Origin of the sequence: Lunatibacter salilacus, from assembly GCF_009797935.1 — a bacterium.
In the GTDB taxonomy this organism is placed as follows: domain Bacteria; phylum Bacteroidota; class Bacteroidia; order Cytophagales; family Cyclobacteriaceae; genus Lunatibacter; species Lunatibacter salilacus.
The window spans coordinates 533,134-548,841 of sequence record NZ_VOLC01000002.1 but is presented as its reverse complement, the minus strand read 5'-3'; the positions used below and the strand labels follow the sequence as shown (position 1 = coordinate 548,841).

Annotated in this window: 14 protein-coding genes; 13 read left to right on the top strand and 1 reads right to left on the bottom strand. The window is 35.0% G+C overall.

Annotated elements, in window-relative coordinates:
• Nucleotides 1-33: 33 nt before the first annotated feature.
• The 12 genes from FQ608_RS04925 to FQ608_RS04870 all read left to right on the top strand — a co-directional run bounded on the left by FQ608_RS04925 (nucleotide 34) and on the right by FQ608_RS04870 (nucleotide 12,454).
• A complete protein-coding gene (locus FQ608_RS04925) occupies nucleotides 34-561 on the top strand; it encodes a serine O-acetyltransferase (protein WP_158856674.1) in 528 nt (175 codons plus the stop codon).
• Entirely contained in the window at nucleotides 558-1,859 is a 1,302-nt protein-coding gene (locus tag FQ608_RS04920) for an oligosaccharide flippase family protein (protein ID WP_158856673.1), read from the top strand. The genes FQ608_RS04925 and FQ608_RS04920 overlap by 4 nt, the downstream gene beginning before the upstream one ends.
• Nucleotides 1,859-2,710 carry a UDP-N-acetylmuramate dehydrogenase gene (murB, locus tag FQ608_RS04915; RefSeq protein WP_158856672.1) on the top strand — a complete coding sequence of 284 codons (852 nt, stop codon included), beginning with the start codon at nucleotides 1,859-1,861 and terminating at the stop codon, nucleotides 2,708-2,710. The genes FQ608_RS04920 and murB overlap by 1 nt, the downstream gene beginning before the upstream one ends.
• A 3-nt stretch (nucleotides 2,711-2,713) precedes the next feature.
• Nucleotides 2,714-3,727, top strand: a complete 1,014-nt coding sequence (locus tag FQ608_RS04910; protein ID WP_158856671.1) for a glycosyltransferase family 2 protein — start codon at nucleotides 2,714-2,716, stop codon at nucleotides 3,725-3,727.
• Nucleotide 3,728: 1 nt separating this feature from the next.
• Nucleotides 3,729-4,946: a glycosyltransferase gene (locus tag FQ608_RS04905; protein WP_158856670.1), complete on the top strand. Its 1,218-nt coding sequence runs from the start codon at nucleotides 3,729-3,731 to the stop codon at nucleotides 4,944-4,946.
• A gap of 5 nt (nucleotides 4,947-4,951) precedes the next feature.
• Complete coding sequence (locus tag FQ608_RS04900) at nucleotides 4,952-6,037, top strand: hypothetical protein (RefSeq protein WP_158856669.1); 1,086 nt, start codon at nucleotides 4,952-4,954, stop codon at nucleotides 6,035-6,037.
• On the top strand, nucleotides 6,038-7,066 hold the full coding sequence (locus FQ608_RS04895; protein WP_158856668.1) for an EpsG family protein: 1,029 nt from the start codon (nucleotides 6,038-6,040) through the stop codon (nucleotides 7,064-7,066).
• 5 nt (nucleotides 7,067-7,071) lie between these two features.
• Nucleotides 7,072-8,238, top strand: a complete 1,167-nt coding sequence (locus tag FQ608_RS04890) for a glycosyltransferase (RefSeq protein WP_158856667.1) — start codon at nucleotides 7,072-7,074, stop codon at nucleotides 8,236-8,238.
• On the top strand, nucleotides 8,238-8,801 hold the full coding sequence (locus tag FQ608_RS04885) for a CatB-related O-acetyltransferase (RefSeq protein WP_158856666.1): 564 nt from the start codon (nucleotides 8,238-8,240) through the stop codon (nucleotides 8,799-8,801). The genes FQ608_RS04890 and FQ608_RS04885 overlap by 1 nt, the downstream gene beginning before the upstream one ends.
• 11 nt (nucleotides 8,802-8,812) lie before the next feature.
• Nucleotides 8,813-9,367 (top strand): WcaF family extracellular polysaccharide biosynthesis acetyltransferase, encoded by a 555-nt coding sequence (locus FQ608_RS04880; RefSeq protein ID WP_158856665.1) that lies wholly within the window; start codon nucleotides 8,813-8,815, stop codon nucleotides 9,365-9,367.
• Nucleotides 9,368-9,471: 104 nt separating this feature from the next.
• Entirely contained in the window at nucleotides 9,472-11,133 is a 1,662-nt protein-coding gene (locus FQ608_RS04875) for a capsule assembly Wzi family protein (RefSeq protein WP_158856664.1), read from the top strand.
• 61 nt (nucleotides 11,134-11,194) lie between these two features.
• Nucleotides 11,195-12,454, top strand: coding sequence for a WcaI family glycosyltransferase (locus FQ608_RS04870; RefSeq protein ID WP_158856663.1), 1,260 nt, complete (start codon nucleotides 11,195-11,197; stop codon nucleotides 12,452-12,454).
• 130 nt (nucleotides 12,455-12,584) lie between these two features.
• On the opposite strand, the gene FQ608_RS04865 is transcribed toward FQ608_RS04870, so the two are convergent.
• Nucleotides 12,585-13,280, bottom strand: a complete 696-nt coding sequence (locus FQ608_RS04865; RefSeq protein WP_158856662.1) for a sugar transferase — start codon at nucleotides 13,278-13,280, stop codon at nucleotides 12,585-12,587.
• A gap of 588 nt (nucleotides 13,281-13,868) precedes the next feature.
• Here FQ608_RS04865 and FQ608_RS04860 point away from each other — a divergent pair.
• Nucleotides 13,869-15,269 carry a UDP-glucose 6-dehydrogenase gene (locus tag FQ608_RS04860; RefSeq protein WP_158856661.1) on the top strand — a complete coding sequence of 467 codons (1,401 nt, stop codon included), beginning with the start codon at nucleotides 13,869-13,871 and terminating at the stop codon, nucleotides 15,267-15,269.
• The last annotated feature ends 439 nt before the right edge of the window (nucleotides 15,270-15,708 follow it).

Below are 15,708 nucleotides of genomic sequence, written 5' to 3'. Positions count from 1 at the left end.
AAGTACTGGCAACCGGATGCATATTTTAAACTAATGATAACACTTAAACAAACTATACAGGCCATAAAAGACGATTTACCAAAAAAGTCATTTAAAACTTTCCTGCGCTGTTACTTTTTCAGCGCTGGGTTTCGGATTTTATTGAACCATAGAATTGGTAAATATTTATTTAATAGCAGGTTTATTTTTTCTAGTAAGATAGCACTTTATTATAAATATAAACTTGTTTCTAAAAGAGGATGTGACATCTCTTATGAGGCGCAAATTGGTAAAAACGTCCGTTTTCCTCACGCAATAGGGATTGTTATTGGTGATGGAGTTATAATTGGAAACAATGTTAAGATATGGCAGCAGGTAACTTTTGGCAGCCATGGAAAACTGGGAGAAAAATTAGAATATCCCATTGTAAAAGATAATGTTAAAATTTTTGCTGGCGCAAAAATTATAGGGGGATTAACTATAGGTGAAGACAGTGTTATAGGAGCAAATTCTCTGATTAACAAAGATGTTCCAGCTAACTCTGTGGCATATGGCACCCCATTTAAAATTAAAGGGAAATGAGTTCTTTTGCGAAAGATTTGGTACGCGTCGGTTCGTCAAATGTTGCCATTATATTATTTGGTATTTTTACTTCTATTATAACGGCGCGTTTTATTGGACCAGAGGGAAATGGTATAATAGCAGGACTAACTGTCTATCCGTCTCTGTTTATGTCATTTGGATCTTTAGGAATTCGGCAATCTACTGCGTATTTCTTAGGGAAGAATATTTATTCTGAAGATAGAATAAAAAGGGCCATAACTCAAATTTGGAGTTTAACCACAGTTGTTTCACTTTTTATTTGTTATCTTTTAATGACCTATTTTAGTAAATCCGGAGAAAATTTCCTTTGGGTAATTTTGGCACTTTTACCCATTCCGTTTAGTTTGTTTATTACGTATAATTCTGGTATTTTCTTGGGTAGAAATGATTTAAAGTCATTCAATAAAGTAAATTGGATTCCACCATTTATAGTATTAGTTATTTCTTTGATTTTGGTCGGATTATTCGATCAAGGGATACAGGGAGCATTGATTGCTGCAGTAGGCGGACAGTTATTTATAGCATTACTAATGCTTTTTAAAAATGAATTTTTGAAAGCATTTAGTTTGCAATATGATTTTAAAGTCATATCGTCAATGTTGTCTTTAGGGATTGTTTATGCTATAGCATTATTGATAATTAATCTAAACTATAAGGTAGATGTTATACTGTTGGATAAGTTGAGTACTTCTTACGAGCTTGGTATTTATTCAAAAGGAGCAGGAATAATTCAATATCTTTGGCATATCCCCATGGTATTAAGTACTATCATTTTTTCACGAAGTGCCTCAGCAAAAGATGATTATATATTCTCGCTTAAGGTGGCACAACTATTACGGATTTCTTTGGTTATAGTTGGAGGCGCATCTATGGTTTTGTTTTTCCTGTCTAATTTTGTAATACTTACTATGTATGGTGAAGCATTTCGCGATAGTATTTCGGTTTTAAAAATTTTATTACCAGGTGTTTTATTATTAACCGTTTTTAAGGTAATGAATATGGATTTGGCCGGAAAAGGTAAACCTTGGATTTCGATGAAAGCCATGGTACCTGCATTAATTATAAATCTGGTACTGAATTTATTGTTGATAGAAGATTACGGGGCTAATGGTGCTTCAGTTGCTTCTTCCATAAGCTACAGTGTGGCAGCCATTCTGTTTGCATATTTTTATTGCAAAGAAACAAAAGTACCTGCCACGGAATTGTTCGGAATTCGTAAAAGTGATTTTAATGTTATTTTGTCGAAGATAGGTAAGTTTATTCCAAAAAAGAAATAATGAAAATAGCAGAAAATTTAGACCTTACATCTTACAACTCATATAAAATAAAAGCGAATTGTAAAGTTGCTTATTTCCCGGAAAGTGAAGAAGATATTGTATCTTTTTTTACGGAATATAAAGATTTTATTTTACTTGGAAGTGGACATAATATTATTTTTTCGAAAGAGTATTACGAGAAACCGATCTTGCTATTTAGTGGTAATTTTAATAATGTGAAAGTTGTGAACGAGGTTTTAGAAATTGAAGCCGGCGCTATGATGTGGGATGTAGCACAAAAGGCTTTGGAAGTTGGGTTGAGTGGAGTGGAAATATTTTATGATATTCCAAGTTCGCTTGGTGGTGCAATAGTGATGAATGCAGGCGCTTCGGGTGAGGAAATCAAAGATGTGTTGGTAAAGGTTCGTTATCTGGATTTGGCTGATCTACAAATTAAAGAAATATTTAAAGAAGAGATGTCTTTTGAATACCGCAACAGTTTTTTTCAACGAAATACCGATAAAATAGTACTAAAAGCCTGGCTCAAATTGCAGAAAAGAGAGAAAAATGAGATTAAAGAAAAAATGGAACTAGTAAAGACGCAGCGCTGGGCAAAACAACCCAATGATTTCCCAAATGCAGGCAGCGTTTTCAAACGACCACCAGGTTATTACGTAGGCGCATTGATAGATGAGTTACAGATGAAAGGCTTTGCCATAGGCGGTGCAAAAATATCCGAAAAGCACGGTGGCTTTATCATTAACTTTAATAATGCATCAGGATCCGATATTCTTGAAATTATTAAGGAAGTAAAAAAGCGGGTTTACAATTTGCATCAGGTAGAGTTAGAAGTAGAACAAAGGGTGATATAAGTAATGAAGCCAAAAGTATCCATTATTACAGTTTATTACAATAGATCCTATTGTGTGGAACAATCTGTTGAAAGTCTTCTTAACCAAACTTTTAAGAACTTTGAGTTGTTACTCGTTGATGATGGCTCGTCAGATAATACTGTTGAAAAATTTAATCGTTATACTGATCCTAGGGTACGTGTAATATCACATACAAATATGGGTTTTACAAATACTATAAAAAAGGCAGTAGATTTAGCACAAGGTGAATATATTGCTATTCACGGTTCAGGAGATATTTCTTCGCCTGAGCGTATAGGGGAACAGATTAAGTTTTTAGAAGAAAATCCTGAATATGTTGTTGTTGCATCAAGATTTGAAAGGTATGATGAGGATACATTAGCTAAAATTGAGGAAAGCAAATTTTCTGGTGATTTGGGAATTGATGATTTTTTAACAAACTGTAGGATAATGCATGGGGCGTCAATGTTCAGAAAATTCACCTATGAACAAGTTGGTGGATATGAAAAAATTTTCACAAACACACAGGATTGGGATTTGTTTCTCAGATTTTTAAGAATTGGTAAAGGTAAAATATTAGATACACTCCACTACAAGCAATTTAAACGCGAAGATGGTGTGGCCGCTAGACCTGAGAGTTTCGAAAAAAATAGTAGAATTTCGGTACTACGAATGACATTATCTAGGAAACATGAGCAAAGGGAGCAAATTTTGGAAAAGGTAAATAGAGAAGGGATTGAATCGGTTATATTAAATTCTAATTATGATTTTCAAAGAACAGTGGTTACAAACTTTATTATTTTGGTGAGAAGTGGGTATTATAAAAAGTTTTTAAATTTTGTCAAAAATAACTACAATCCCAAAAAGTTAAATTTAAAGTTAAGACTTAAATTTTACTCTTGGTTAACATTAGCTCAAGTTTTTAATTTTTTTAAATTAAATGAAAAGGAAGCACAGTCTTTTATTATCTCTGTACGGTCGATAAAAAGTAAACTTAATTTCTACAAACTCAAGTGAAATGACTAAAAGACTCATTTTTATTACTAGAAGATATCCCTATTATACGACAGAAGCTTTTATAGAATCAGAGATAGCTTATATTGCTCAGAAGTTTGATGAAATAATCATTTTTCCAACCGAAATTTCGGAATATAAGCGAGTTGTTCCGAGTAATGTGAAAGTTGTTGGTGATTTTTCGTATGTTTTTAAGAATAAGAAGAAAAGAGCTTTAATAACTGCTTTTTCCTTAACTTTATACAAAGCAATTTTTTCCCATTTAAAATTAGTAAAACGTGTCAGTGATTTTAAATTAATATTTCAATACGTTTCTGCCTATTTGGCATATTACAATTTTTTCTCTAATCGGCCAGAATTAGATAGTGTGGATATAATTTACACATACTGGTTCAATGAAGCACCTTTGGTATTTACGGAAATTAAAGTGCAAAAGCAAAAGAACTTTAAAGTCATTTCCAGAGCACACCGATATGATATATATGAAGGATTGGAGTCTACCCTTCCATTTTGGTTGTATAGAGAAAAAACTATAGAACAGACCGATTTTATTTATTCTATATCTTTAAATGGAAAGGAATATTTGGAGAAAAAATATCCTCTAAAAAAATCGAATATAAAGGTTTCCAAATTGGGAGTGCATGATAGGGGGGTGATATCCAGTAGTTCGGTAGGTAATACTCATTCTATAGTTTCGGTCTCCCGTGTTCATCCTATGAAGCGAATTGGTTATATATTAGAATCGGTAGTTGCTTTCGCTAAAACTGTACCTGATAGAAAAATAATATGGACGCATTTTGGTGACGGAGATGAGCTTCTAACGATAAGAAAAAATGCTGAAATATTAACTCCTGAAAATTTAGTCATCAATTTTAAAGGAAATGTGGCAAATCATCATATTTATGAGTATTACGAAATAGTACCAGTTGATTCATTTATTAACCTCAGCAGTTCTGAAGGAATTCCTGTTTCTATTATGGAAGCGCAATCGTTTGGCATACCTGTAATCGCTACAAATGTAGGAGGGAGTGGTGAAATAGTTGTTGCTCAAACAGGAGTGCTTCTAACAGAGAATCCTTCTGTTGAGGAAGTAGTTAATGCTTTAAACACTGTTTTAATACAGAAATTAATAAATAAAATTCAAGTAAAGGAATATTGGAAAGATAATTTTGATGCAGGTAAAAATTATTCTGAGTTTAGTAATGCTATATCTAAATTATAATAAAAATGAATAAAATACTATATATTGTTGCTACCCAATATGATAATATGGGGGATCTTCTAATTAATAAGTGTTTGATTGATGCTTTAGCAGAGTATGGAGAAGTGTACTTAGACACTAAGGCAGTTCCAGATCATTTTAAAAATATTTTGCTTGAAAATGAAAATGTTATTGAACTTAATACACTAACTAATGTAAGTACTAAAGGCAAGGGACTTTTTTTAATTCCTTTTTTAAACAAGTTTAAATTTACGCATGTTTTCAAAAGCCCAGGCCCATTTGGAGGTGCTATTACCCTACTTGATAAGATTAGATATCTTTCGTTTCTATATTTGTTTAAAATATTAAGTAATAAGGGTTCTAAAATTTTTCTATTGGGAAATGATTTAATTATTAGATCTGATTTTGATATATATTTTTTCAAGAAATTAAGTAGTGTAGTAAATCCATTTTATGTCAGGAGTTTTCATAATGTTAGATTATTTCAAAATCATAATATTGAAGTTAAGTATGTTCCTGATTTATGCTTTTTAGTTAATTCTAACCTAAATTTTAGCACTTTTATCAATTCTAAGAAAGTAGCTATATCATTTAGAGATATGAATGACAGCGTTTTGGATGTTAATATTTTTAATTCGGTTAGTATATTTATAAGTTATTATTTATCACAGGGATATTCGATTGTTATTTTTTACCAAGTACAACGTGATTATGATTATAATAATATGTTGTTTAGTAAATTTAATCATTCTAAAAATATTATATTTAAAGATTCTGTTTTAAAATGGGAGGACAGGTCTTTTTATTCAGATATTGAAGTTGTTCTTAGTAATAGGCTACACGTTCTTTTGTTGGCTCAGTGTTACAATACTATTCCAATTGGGATTATTGATTCTAATATTAAAACCGAGAAAATTCTAAATATTTTTGAAAGTATAAACCAAAGTCATTTTATATTTAATTTATTAGACGTAGAAAAGTTATCTGAGATTCAGACAAATCGTAGAATTTATTTTGATCAAATTCGTGAGCATGTAGCTATTCAGAATAATATTTTTTTAAAGTTGTTAAAAAATATTTTTGATAAATAGATGTTAGTTTACATTATTCTTGTTTTATTCATCTTAATATATACTTTTAGGAGTAAAATCAGCATAATATATGTAACTTTTGTTTTATTTATTTTGTCTGCTTTTAGAGGTGAGTCTGTTGGAATTGATTATTATGGATATAAGCAGGCATTTCAACGGGAAATAACATCTTCTGTAGCTAATAGCAATCTTCTTTCTAAATTTGAAATAGGTTGGGTACTTCTTAATCAAATTGTAGATTATTTTTCCTTAGATTTTCACTTTGTTATAATTATTGTTTCCTTTGTTACGATTGTTAGTATTTCCTATGTGTCTTATAAGGAGACTTCTTTACCGGTTTTCACACTGCTTCTTTTTGTTCTTTTGTTTTATTATCAGTATCCATTTAGTCTTATTAAGCAAGGACTGGCTATTTCTTTGTTTATTCTATTTACATATTTTTATAAGCGTAACAAACTGTTTTCTAGTTTTATTCTAATTTTTTGTTTCTCAATAATTCATTATTCATCATTCGCTTTAATACCAATAGTCTATTTGGCTAAAAAAATAGTAATTCCAACTAGAACTGTTATTTTTTTATTAATTAGTACTTTAATTATCGGTTTTTTAGGATTTACTGATTTTGTTAATGAGTTATTAGCTCTTCTGCCTTTTGAAAAGTATGCTAATTATGTAGATTATAAGGAGGAGGTAGAAATTAATAGAGTAAATATGTTTGGAATTCTTATCCCAAGAGTTTTAATTTGCATCTATATTTTTTATTATTTAAAAGGAAATTTCTTTTATAAGAACCTTTTTTTATTTGGTAATTTGATTTCTAACCTATTTGTGGCCGTTTCATTATTTTATAGGTTTGCCTTATACTTCTTACCTTTTGAAGTGTTTTTGTTATCTAATTTGGTTTACTCATTTCACGGGAATAAGAGAATGTTTCATAGTTTTATTGTCTTAAGTTATTCTTTGTTTTATTTCGTTTATTATATTTCTAAAAATAGAGGTGGTGTTATTCCGTATGTATTTATCTTTTAATGTATATGAGGAAAATAGCAATTGTGTATCATTATATTGCGTTATATAGGTTGCCTATATTTCGGGAGTTGATGAATAGTGAGATTTTAGATTTTGTTATTCTATCTGGGCAAACAAGTGACATATCCATAGAACAGGTTGATATTAGATATGCTCAATTACCATTAAAAAATGGAGGACTTAGGTGGTTTTTTTTGAAAAACATATGGTTATTTAAAAGAAAAATTCTTTGGCAAAGCGGTTTAAGTAGATTCGTTTTGGCCAATAAATTTGATACTTATATTTTCCTGGGAAATCCCTATCACCTGTCCACTTGGGTTGCTGCTATTTTAGCGAGGTTGTTGAATAGGAAGGTTTATTTTTGGATGCACGGTGTTTATAAAGATAAACTTATTTTTGTTGATTATATAAAGTTGTTTTTCTTTTATAAGATTGCAAATGGCTATTTTCTATATGGAAATAGAGCAGCGCAAATTTTGAAGAAATATTATGTTGGTTCAGAGAGTAATATTCATATTATATATAATTCTTTGGACTATAAGACAGCTTTATCTTTACGTCAAAAGTTTTCTTATATTTCCACAGTTCATTTTAGAGCTGAATTATTTGAGTCCTCTGAAATCCCTACTATATGCTTCATTGGGCGACTGAATAAGATAAAAAGAATTGATATGCTTATTGAAGCTCAGTATAGACTTACTCAGAAGTTAGGTAATACAGCATTCAATCTTTTGTTGATCGGAGATGGTGAAGAATATTATAACCTTCATCAAAAGGTGAAAAATTTAGGTTTAGAAAGGGCGGTTTACTTTACGGGTGCATTATATGATGAGGAAAAGATTGCTAAATTTTTGTCATTTTCAGATTTGTGCGTTAATCCTGGAAATGTAGGACTTACTGCTATTCACTCATTATCGTATGGAACTCCAGTCATCTCTCATGATAATTTAAATATTCAAATGCCTGAAGTAGAATCTATTTTGGTAGGTGAGACTGGGGATTTGTATCAATATAATAATTTAGATAGTTTGATAAATAAAATTGATAAATGGTTTGTTAAATACCCCATTAAAGATGAGCTCCTAATAAATAAATGTATGAGTGTAGTAGATCGTTTTTACAATCCAGAATATCAAAGATCAATTTTTGAATCTGTTCTAAATAATCGATAATGGCTATCAAAAACAACGATTATTTAGCTTTTCTTTTTAGAAAGCTTAAGTTTTTTGTAATCAAGTATATTTACGGTTTGAGAAATGTGCATAGTACATTTAATATTGGTGGAAGGGTGGAAATAAGTAGAGATTTTATTGCTTCTGAGTTTAGCTATGTAGGGAAAGGCTGCACCATATATCCAGGTGTTTCAATAGGTAGGTATACAATGATAGCGCCCGATGTTAAAATTATTGGTGGAGATCATCGATTTGATATTGTGGGAACACCTTCAACTTTTTCTGGTAGACATATACTTGAAAGGACTTATATTGGTAGGGATGTATGGATCGGAACGAATTCTATTATTTTATGTGGTGTTACTATTGGAGATGGTGCTATAGTAGCGGCCGGTTCTGTTGTTTCTAAAAATATTCCTGAATTTGCAATTGTTGGGGGTGTTCCCGCTAAACTGATAAAATATCGGTTTACTGAAGCAAAGGATATTGAAATTCATAAAACGATGTTGTACGGAGATATACTGCCAAATGTTCGAAATAGGCCACTTGTTGTTTCTACTTGACCTTGAATTCTATGATATCCAGAGTACGTCTTAAAAAATTTGATGCAAAGTACAAGTTAGAGCGTGGCGCCTCCAAATTTGTTGAAATTACTTGGTATTTTTTCAAAATGATTTTCTTTCTTACGGCCTTTCCTTTCCCGAATTTTTTAAAGGCTGGATTACTTCGTTTGTTTGGTGCTCATATTGGTAATGGAGTTATCATAAAGCCGCGAGTCAATATTCACTTTCCCTGGAAACTTGTTATCGGAGACCATGTATGGATTGGAGAAGAAGCCTTCTTGCTTAATTTTGAACCTTTAATAATTGGAAATAATGTATGTATCAGCCAACGGAGTTTTCTATGCGGAGGCAACCATGATTTTAGAGATCCTGCGATGTCCTACCGGAACGGCCCAATCACCCTAAACGACGGCGCATGGGTAGGTGCAAGCTGTTTTGTAGGTCCTAATGTCGTTGTGGGAACAGACAGTGTTATTACGGCTGGTTCTGTTGTCACAGTGAATTTGGAAAGTAATGGAGTTTTTAGGGGGAATCCAGCCATAAAAGTGGGCACGAGATGGAAATAGACTTTTTGCCATTTGCCCGTATTTCGTTTGAAAATTAGCTTATAATTTATTTCTATATTAATTTAGCTTCACCGAACTTAATGATTATAATCGGTGCCTTGACTATGCGTCATTCAGTTTGCCTTTTGTGGTGCTTTTTTCTTGTGTTCCCTGTTTATTCGCAGGCCCAACAGGTCCCCGCGGGTTTTCCGGTTATGGAAGAGCAGCTTCGAAGAAACCAACTTTTTTCCCCGGATTCCTCAGAAGCATCCTTTTTGATTAGGCCGACTCTCTTTGCTGTGGATGAATATGACAGGGAATTTGCAGACATTGAGAAAGGGGAATGGGCAGTTAGACCTACCCCAATCAGAGGTGCTGTCATCTATAATACAAAGAAACCCTACTGGCAAAGTCCCCAAGGGATGATTCCCGGAAAAGGAGGGCAACTTTATCTTTCAGGTGGAGTGGAAGTGAAATCTAAATACGTGCATATTCTATTTCAGCCTGAGTTTAATGTCGCTCAAAATTCACCTTATCAAGGATATTCAGGATTGCCTTTCCCGCGAGCAGAAATGATCCGTTTCCAGCAATGGAATAGGGGCGACTCACCGGAACGATTCGGCGATGGGGCCTATACCCGTGCCGGTTTTGGGCAGTCCAAAGCCACGCTGCAATATGGTGCTTTTGAGCTGGGTGTTGCCACCCACAATATTTGGTGGGGTCCGGGTCAGTGGAATTCACTTACATTCTCCAACAATGCCCCCGGCTTTCCACATTTAACATTTAATACCCACAAACCCGCAAAAACGTTTTTCGGTCAAGTGGAAATGCAACTCCTCTCCGGACTACTTAACACGAAGAGATATCCTGTGTCGCAAATTTCCTCCTTAAATCAGCAATACCATCGGCCAAGAAGAAATAATGACAGGTATTTAAATGCGTTAAATATTACCGTTCAACCTAAGTGGTTAAAAGGGTTACATGTTGGCGCATCCCGAACCGTTCAAGTTTTTTCCGATTCCCTTGCCACAGGTTTTATAGATATTTTACCCGTTTTTTGGGGAATTACCAAGGAGTCGGTAGGTTCCGACCTTATCGGCGAATCGGACAGGGGAAGAGATCAACAAATTACAGTGTTTTTCCGATATGCAATCCCCGCTGGAAATTTTGAGTTTTATGGGGAGTTCGGCCGCAGGGATCACGCGCTGAACTGGAGAGATTTTATCCTTAATCCTGCACATGCCCGAGCCTATCTACTTGGTTTTACTAAACTTATTCCGCTGGAACGTGAACGGTTTGTACAAGTGCGTGGAGAGTTGACCCATCAGAAGCAATCCTTGGATATCTATACCCGTGCGATTGCCAATACCCCGTGGCATACGAATGAAGCTATGGGAGGCTTCACCAATTGGGATCAGCCCATGGGTGTGGGAATTGGAATGGGAAGCAATATACAGATGTTGGAAGTGGCGCTCGTTGAAGACCAAAATAAAGTTGGGTTGATTTTTGAACGGTTGGATAACAACCCCGATTTCTATACTACAGCCGATCTATGGAAATATAACCGAAAACCTTGGGTGGATATGGGAATTGGAGTCCTGTTAGATAGGCGATGGGATCAGTTTTTGCTTAGTTCCAAATTGATGATGAACAGATCATTCAATTACCAGTGGCAGGTTGATTACACTGAAATAGGGGTGGCCCCTCGGGATAATTCGTTTAGTTCACTTCACATGCAGGTAAGTATGATTTACTTTTTAAAACAGCAACATACAAGTTCAAAATAAAGTAGGCGAATAAATATAAATATAATCTTTAAAAATCAATTTTTCAATAAATAGAATTTAGGTGCGAATACTCATTTTCGGAATTCACTACTATCCAGATTTAACCGGCATCGGAAAATACACCGGAGAGATGTCTGCGTGGCTTGCCAGTCAGGGCCATGATGTGCACGTTGTTACCGCCAAGCCTTTTTACCCCCAATGGAAGGTTGAACCCCGTTATAAAAACAAGTGGTGGATAAATGAAACCATCGAAAATGTCACAGTTACCAGATGTCCACTGTATGTCCCGAACGATCCGGTGGCTTCCAAGAAAATAATCCACGAATTTTCCTTTCTGGCAAGCATTTTTCCCGTTTGGGTAAAGCTATTGTTTGAAAAAAAGTTCGATGTGGTTATGGGCATTAATCCCCCCTTTCATTTGAGTGTGTACCCGTTAGCCTACAAATACCTCAAAGGGGCCAAAATGATCAGCCATGTACAGGATTTGCAGGTGGATGTGGTTAATGACCTGGGAATGATAAAAAACCAGACCTTACTGAAGGTGATGTTCCGGCTGGAGAAGTATTTTTTCCGAAAGAGCGATTTGGTTACAACCATAAGCAAGGGAATGGAAAGGAAAATCAAGGGTAAGGGAATAAAGTTACGGAAACAGTTCTTGTTTCCCAATTGGGTGGACGTGGGTTTTATCAGACCATTACCCGAATTTCAATCTCTTCGTAAAAGGTTTGGATTGAAGGAGACAGACAAAGTAGTCATGTATTCCGGAAATTTAGGGGAAAAGCAGGGACTTGAAATAATTATTGACGCCGCTAAAAGATTTCTATCCCAGCGGGAAATCAAATTTATTATTGTCGGTAATGGGGGAGCGAAATCCCGATTGGTAGATCTGGTCAGTGTGGAGAATCTTGATAATATATTATTTTTCCCATTACAACCCTATGAAGATCTTCCATCCTTATTAGCTACTCCTGATATTCATCTTGTGCTACAAAAAAAAGAAGCATCAGATTTGGTTATGCCATCCAAACTCACGGGGATTTTGGCTTCAGGGGGATGTGCAATAGTCACGGCATTGCCAGAAACGACACTGTTCGATGTGATCGACGAACACGATATGGGGATATTGGTAAATCCGGAAAATTTGGAGGAATTTGTCGCCAAAATTGATTTTGCATTAACCAATGATACGTCCTCTATTCGGTATAATGCCAGAAGATACGCGGAATCATATTTAAGTAAACCTTCTATTTTAGACCGGTTTGAACAAAAATTAAATCAATTGATAGCTTTTGAGAGCGAAGTAGTGACTGAAAGTAGGTGAGAATCTCTGCAGGGAGTTGTAGGATAGGCTTATTAGTTTTTTAATTATACTGAAAATCGGGTCAAACAAAAAAGCAACCATACTAAACAGTATTGGTTGCTTTTTTTGTGCTTTAGAACTAACCCTTTTATTAATAAACGTTATTCCTATTTCTTAACAGTGCCAAAATGGTCCAGATTATGATTTTTGTATCAAGCCAAAAAGACCAGTTTCTTACATAGAACAGATCCAACTTACATCTAGCACTCATATCATAATAGGTGCTGGTTTCACCACGGAATCCTTTTGCCTGAGCGAGGCCAGTGATCCCCGGCTTTACTAGATGCCGGCACATTAGGTTATTAATTTCCTTGGAAAATCGTTCGTTAAGCATCAACGGATGAGGTCTGGGTCCTACGATAGACATTTCTCCACGGAGTACATTCAAAATTTGTGGCAATTCATCAAGGCTAGTTTTACGCAGAAAAGCTCCGATTTTTGTAACCCGTGGGTCATTTTTAGAGGCTTGCCTGGAGTCAGCCTCATTATTTATTACCATCGTACGAAACTTCAAACAATAGAAGGGTACGTTGTCCTTTCCGTGTCGCAGTTGTTTGAAAAAAACCGGACCTTTGGATTCCATTTTTATAAATACATAGAGAAGTGGATATATCCACGAAAACAAAAACGTCAACACGAAAATGGAAATAACTACATCGACTACCTGCTTGGCCGAATTGTGCGTGGTACTGTAATAAGTGAGTGGAAGATCATTGAGAAAAAATGATTGTTCAAATTCTTTTAAATAATCATTTTTTTCCAGTGTGTTGGTAAAAGTTCTTTGCATGGCTACTTACTATTAGATCGTTCGGTGGTTGAAAGAATTCCCAGGTATTAATTGGGTTTGCATTGTTCTGAGTTTACCGATGACCTTTCAAAGATAAACAGATTCCTTATATTTATGCAAGCCTTCGCAAAGTATTTTTTTTTATTATTTGCAATTTTATTCTTCTTTTTTGCAAATTGGTAAAGAAACCGTCTGTTTTATTTGCACAATCTTCATTTTTTTGCGGAGATTTGGAAATATTGAGGTCGCTAGAATTACCAAGCTAATTTTAATAATCTTGAAAAAAGATTATTTAATGTATGTTTATATATATCGAATACAAAGGATTCAAACCGATTTTAGCTATTGGCAGAGATTTCTTTTTTGTGTGATTTCGGCTTTTATGATTTTCTACTTCTAAAACCGCTTAATTTCCTTTATTTTTTTTATAATTGATTGAAAACCGTATTTTTGAGCGAAATTTAACTTTAATACAGGACAGGGCATAATAATTGATTATTTTGCAGTTTTTCAAAATGCCCGCTGCCCAAAATTTAATTTTGATAAATTCACTTTACCCAGTTTTAAATATTATAAAAGTAATCGCAAATGAAAATCAAGTCTATTTGTTGTATTGGAGCGGGATATGTAGGTGGACCTACAATGGCTGTGATAGCAAAAAAATGTCCGGAGATAAAGGTTACGGTAGTCGATATAAATGAGGCTAGGATAGCAGCATGGAATGACAAAAATATGGACAATATCCCGGTATATGAGCCGGGTCTTGGAGAAGTGGTTGCGGAAGCCAGGGGTAGAAACTTATTTTTTTCAACAGATGTTGACCGGGCCATTGATGAAGCGGACATGGTTTTTATTTCCGTCAATACGCCTACAAAAACCTACGGTGAAGGAAAAGGCCAGGCGGCTGACCTGAAATGGATAGAACTCTGCGCTCGCCAAATTGCGCGGGTCGCTACAACGGATAAAATTGTTGTTGAAAAATCAACGCTTCCCGTAAGGACAGCAAGCACGCTTAAATCAATTCTTGACCATACCGGAAGCGGGGTGAATTTCCAAATTCTTTCCAATCCGGAGTTTTTGGCAGAGGGAACGGCCGTGGAAGATCTTTTTGCCCCGGACCGGGTGCTTATAGGTGGGGGCCAGACCGAGGATGGCAAACGAGCCATACAGGCATTGGTGGACATATACGCCCACTGGGTCCCCAAAGATCGTATCTTGACCACAAATGTATGGTCGTCCGAATTATCTAAACTTACCGCCAACGCATTTCTCGCCCAGCGGGTGTCGTCCATCAACGCGCTGTCTGAGTTGTGTGAATTTACTGAAGCGGATATCAATGAAGTGTCGCGTGCCATCGGTACGGATAGCCGAATTGGGCCGAAGTTTCTCAAAGCTTCTGTGGGTTTCGGCGGTTCCTGCTTCCAAAAGGATATCCTAAATCTGGTATATATCTCCAGAAGCTATGGACTCAACGAGGTCGCGGACTACTGGGAGCAGGTCATTATCATGAATGACCACCAAAAACGGAGGTTTGCAAAAAAAATCATCAAAAATCTATACAATACGGTTAGCGGCAAGAAAATAACTTTCTTGGGTTGGGCCTTTAAAAAAGACACCAACGATACTAGGGAGTCCGCTGCCATTTATGTTGCGGATCTGTTATTATACGAGCAAGCCCATATTTCGGTGTACGATCCAAAAGTGAAGGCAGAGCAGGTATATGCCGATATGGATTATTTGAACTCGCGTTCCTCAGATGAAAACCGGAAATATGTTGAGATAGTGAAGGATCCCTACGAAGCGGCAAAAGGGGCACACGCCATCGCCCTGATGACGGAATGGGATGAGTTCAAGACGTATGATTGGCAGCGGATCTATGACAACATGCTAAAGCCTGCGCACGTGTTTGACGGGAGAAATATACTTGACAAACAAAAACTGAGAGACATAGGATTCCAGGTACATGCCATTGGTTCTGCCAATGAATAGAATCTAACCTAATTCAACAATAGAAAAAGCCTTCTCCGATCAATGGGGGAAGGCTTTTTTTGTAGTCGTAAAATCAGCTTTGATCCTCAATTTTCATCTATTTATTGATTAAATTGGTGCATTTATTTTTTCTCTTAAAGAAAATAGCTATAATTGAAGTCAGGAAATGCATATTTAAAAAAAACAATAAATAATTTTTCGAGTTTTTAATTTAATATTAAACCCAAAATGATATGGTTAAAACAATTACTTTCCTCAGAACTATTTGTCGGACCTTTTTGCTAAGAAATTATAATTTTCCAACCTGCTACAGGTTTTCCGGCATTATTTAGATTACAACTTCAAAAATTGACCTTTCAATGATCTTCCTGTATTAAAAATTACGTATTACGAATTACGAATTAAAAATTAATTTATCAACCAATAACCCATTAACCTA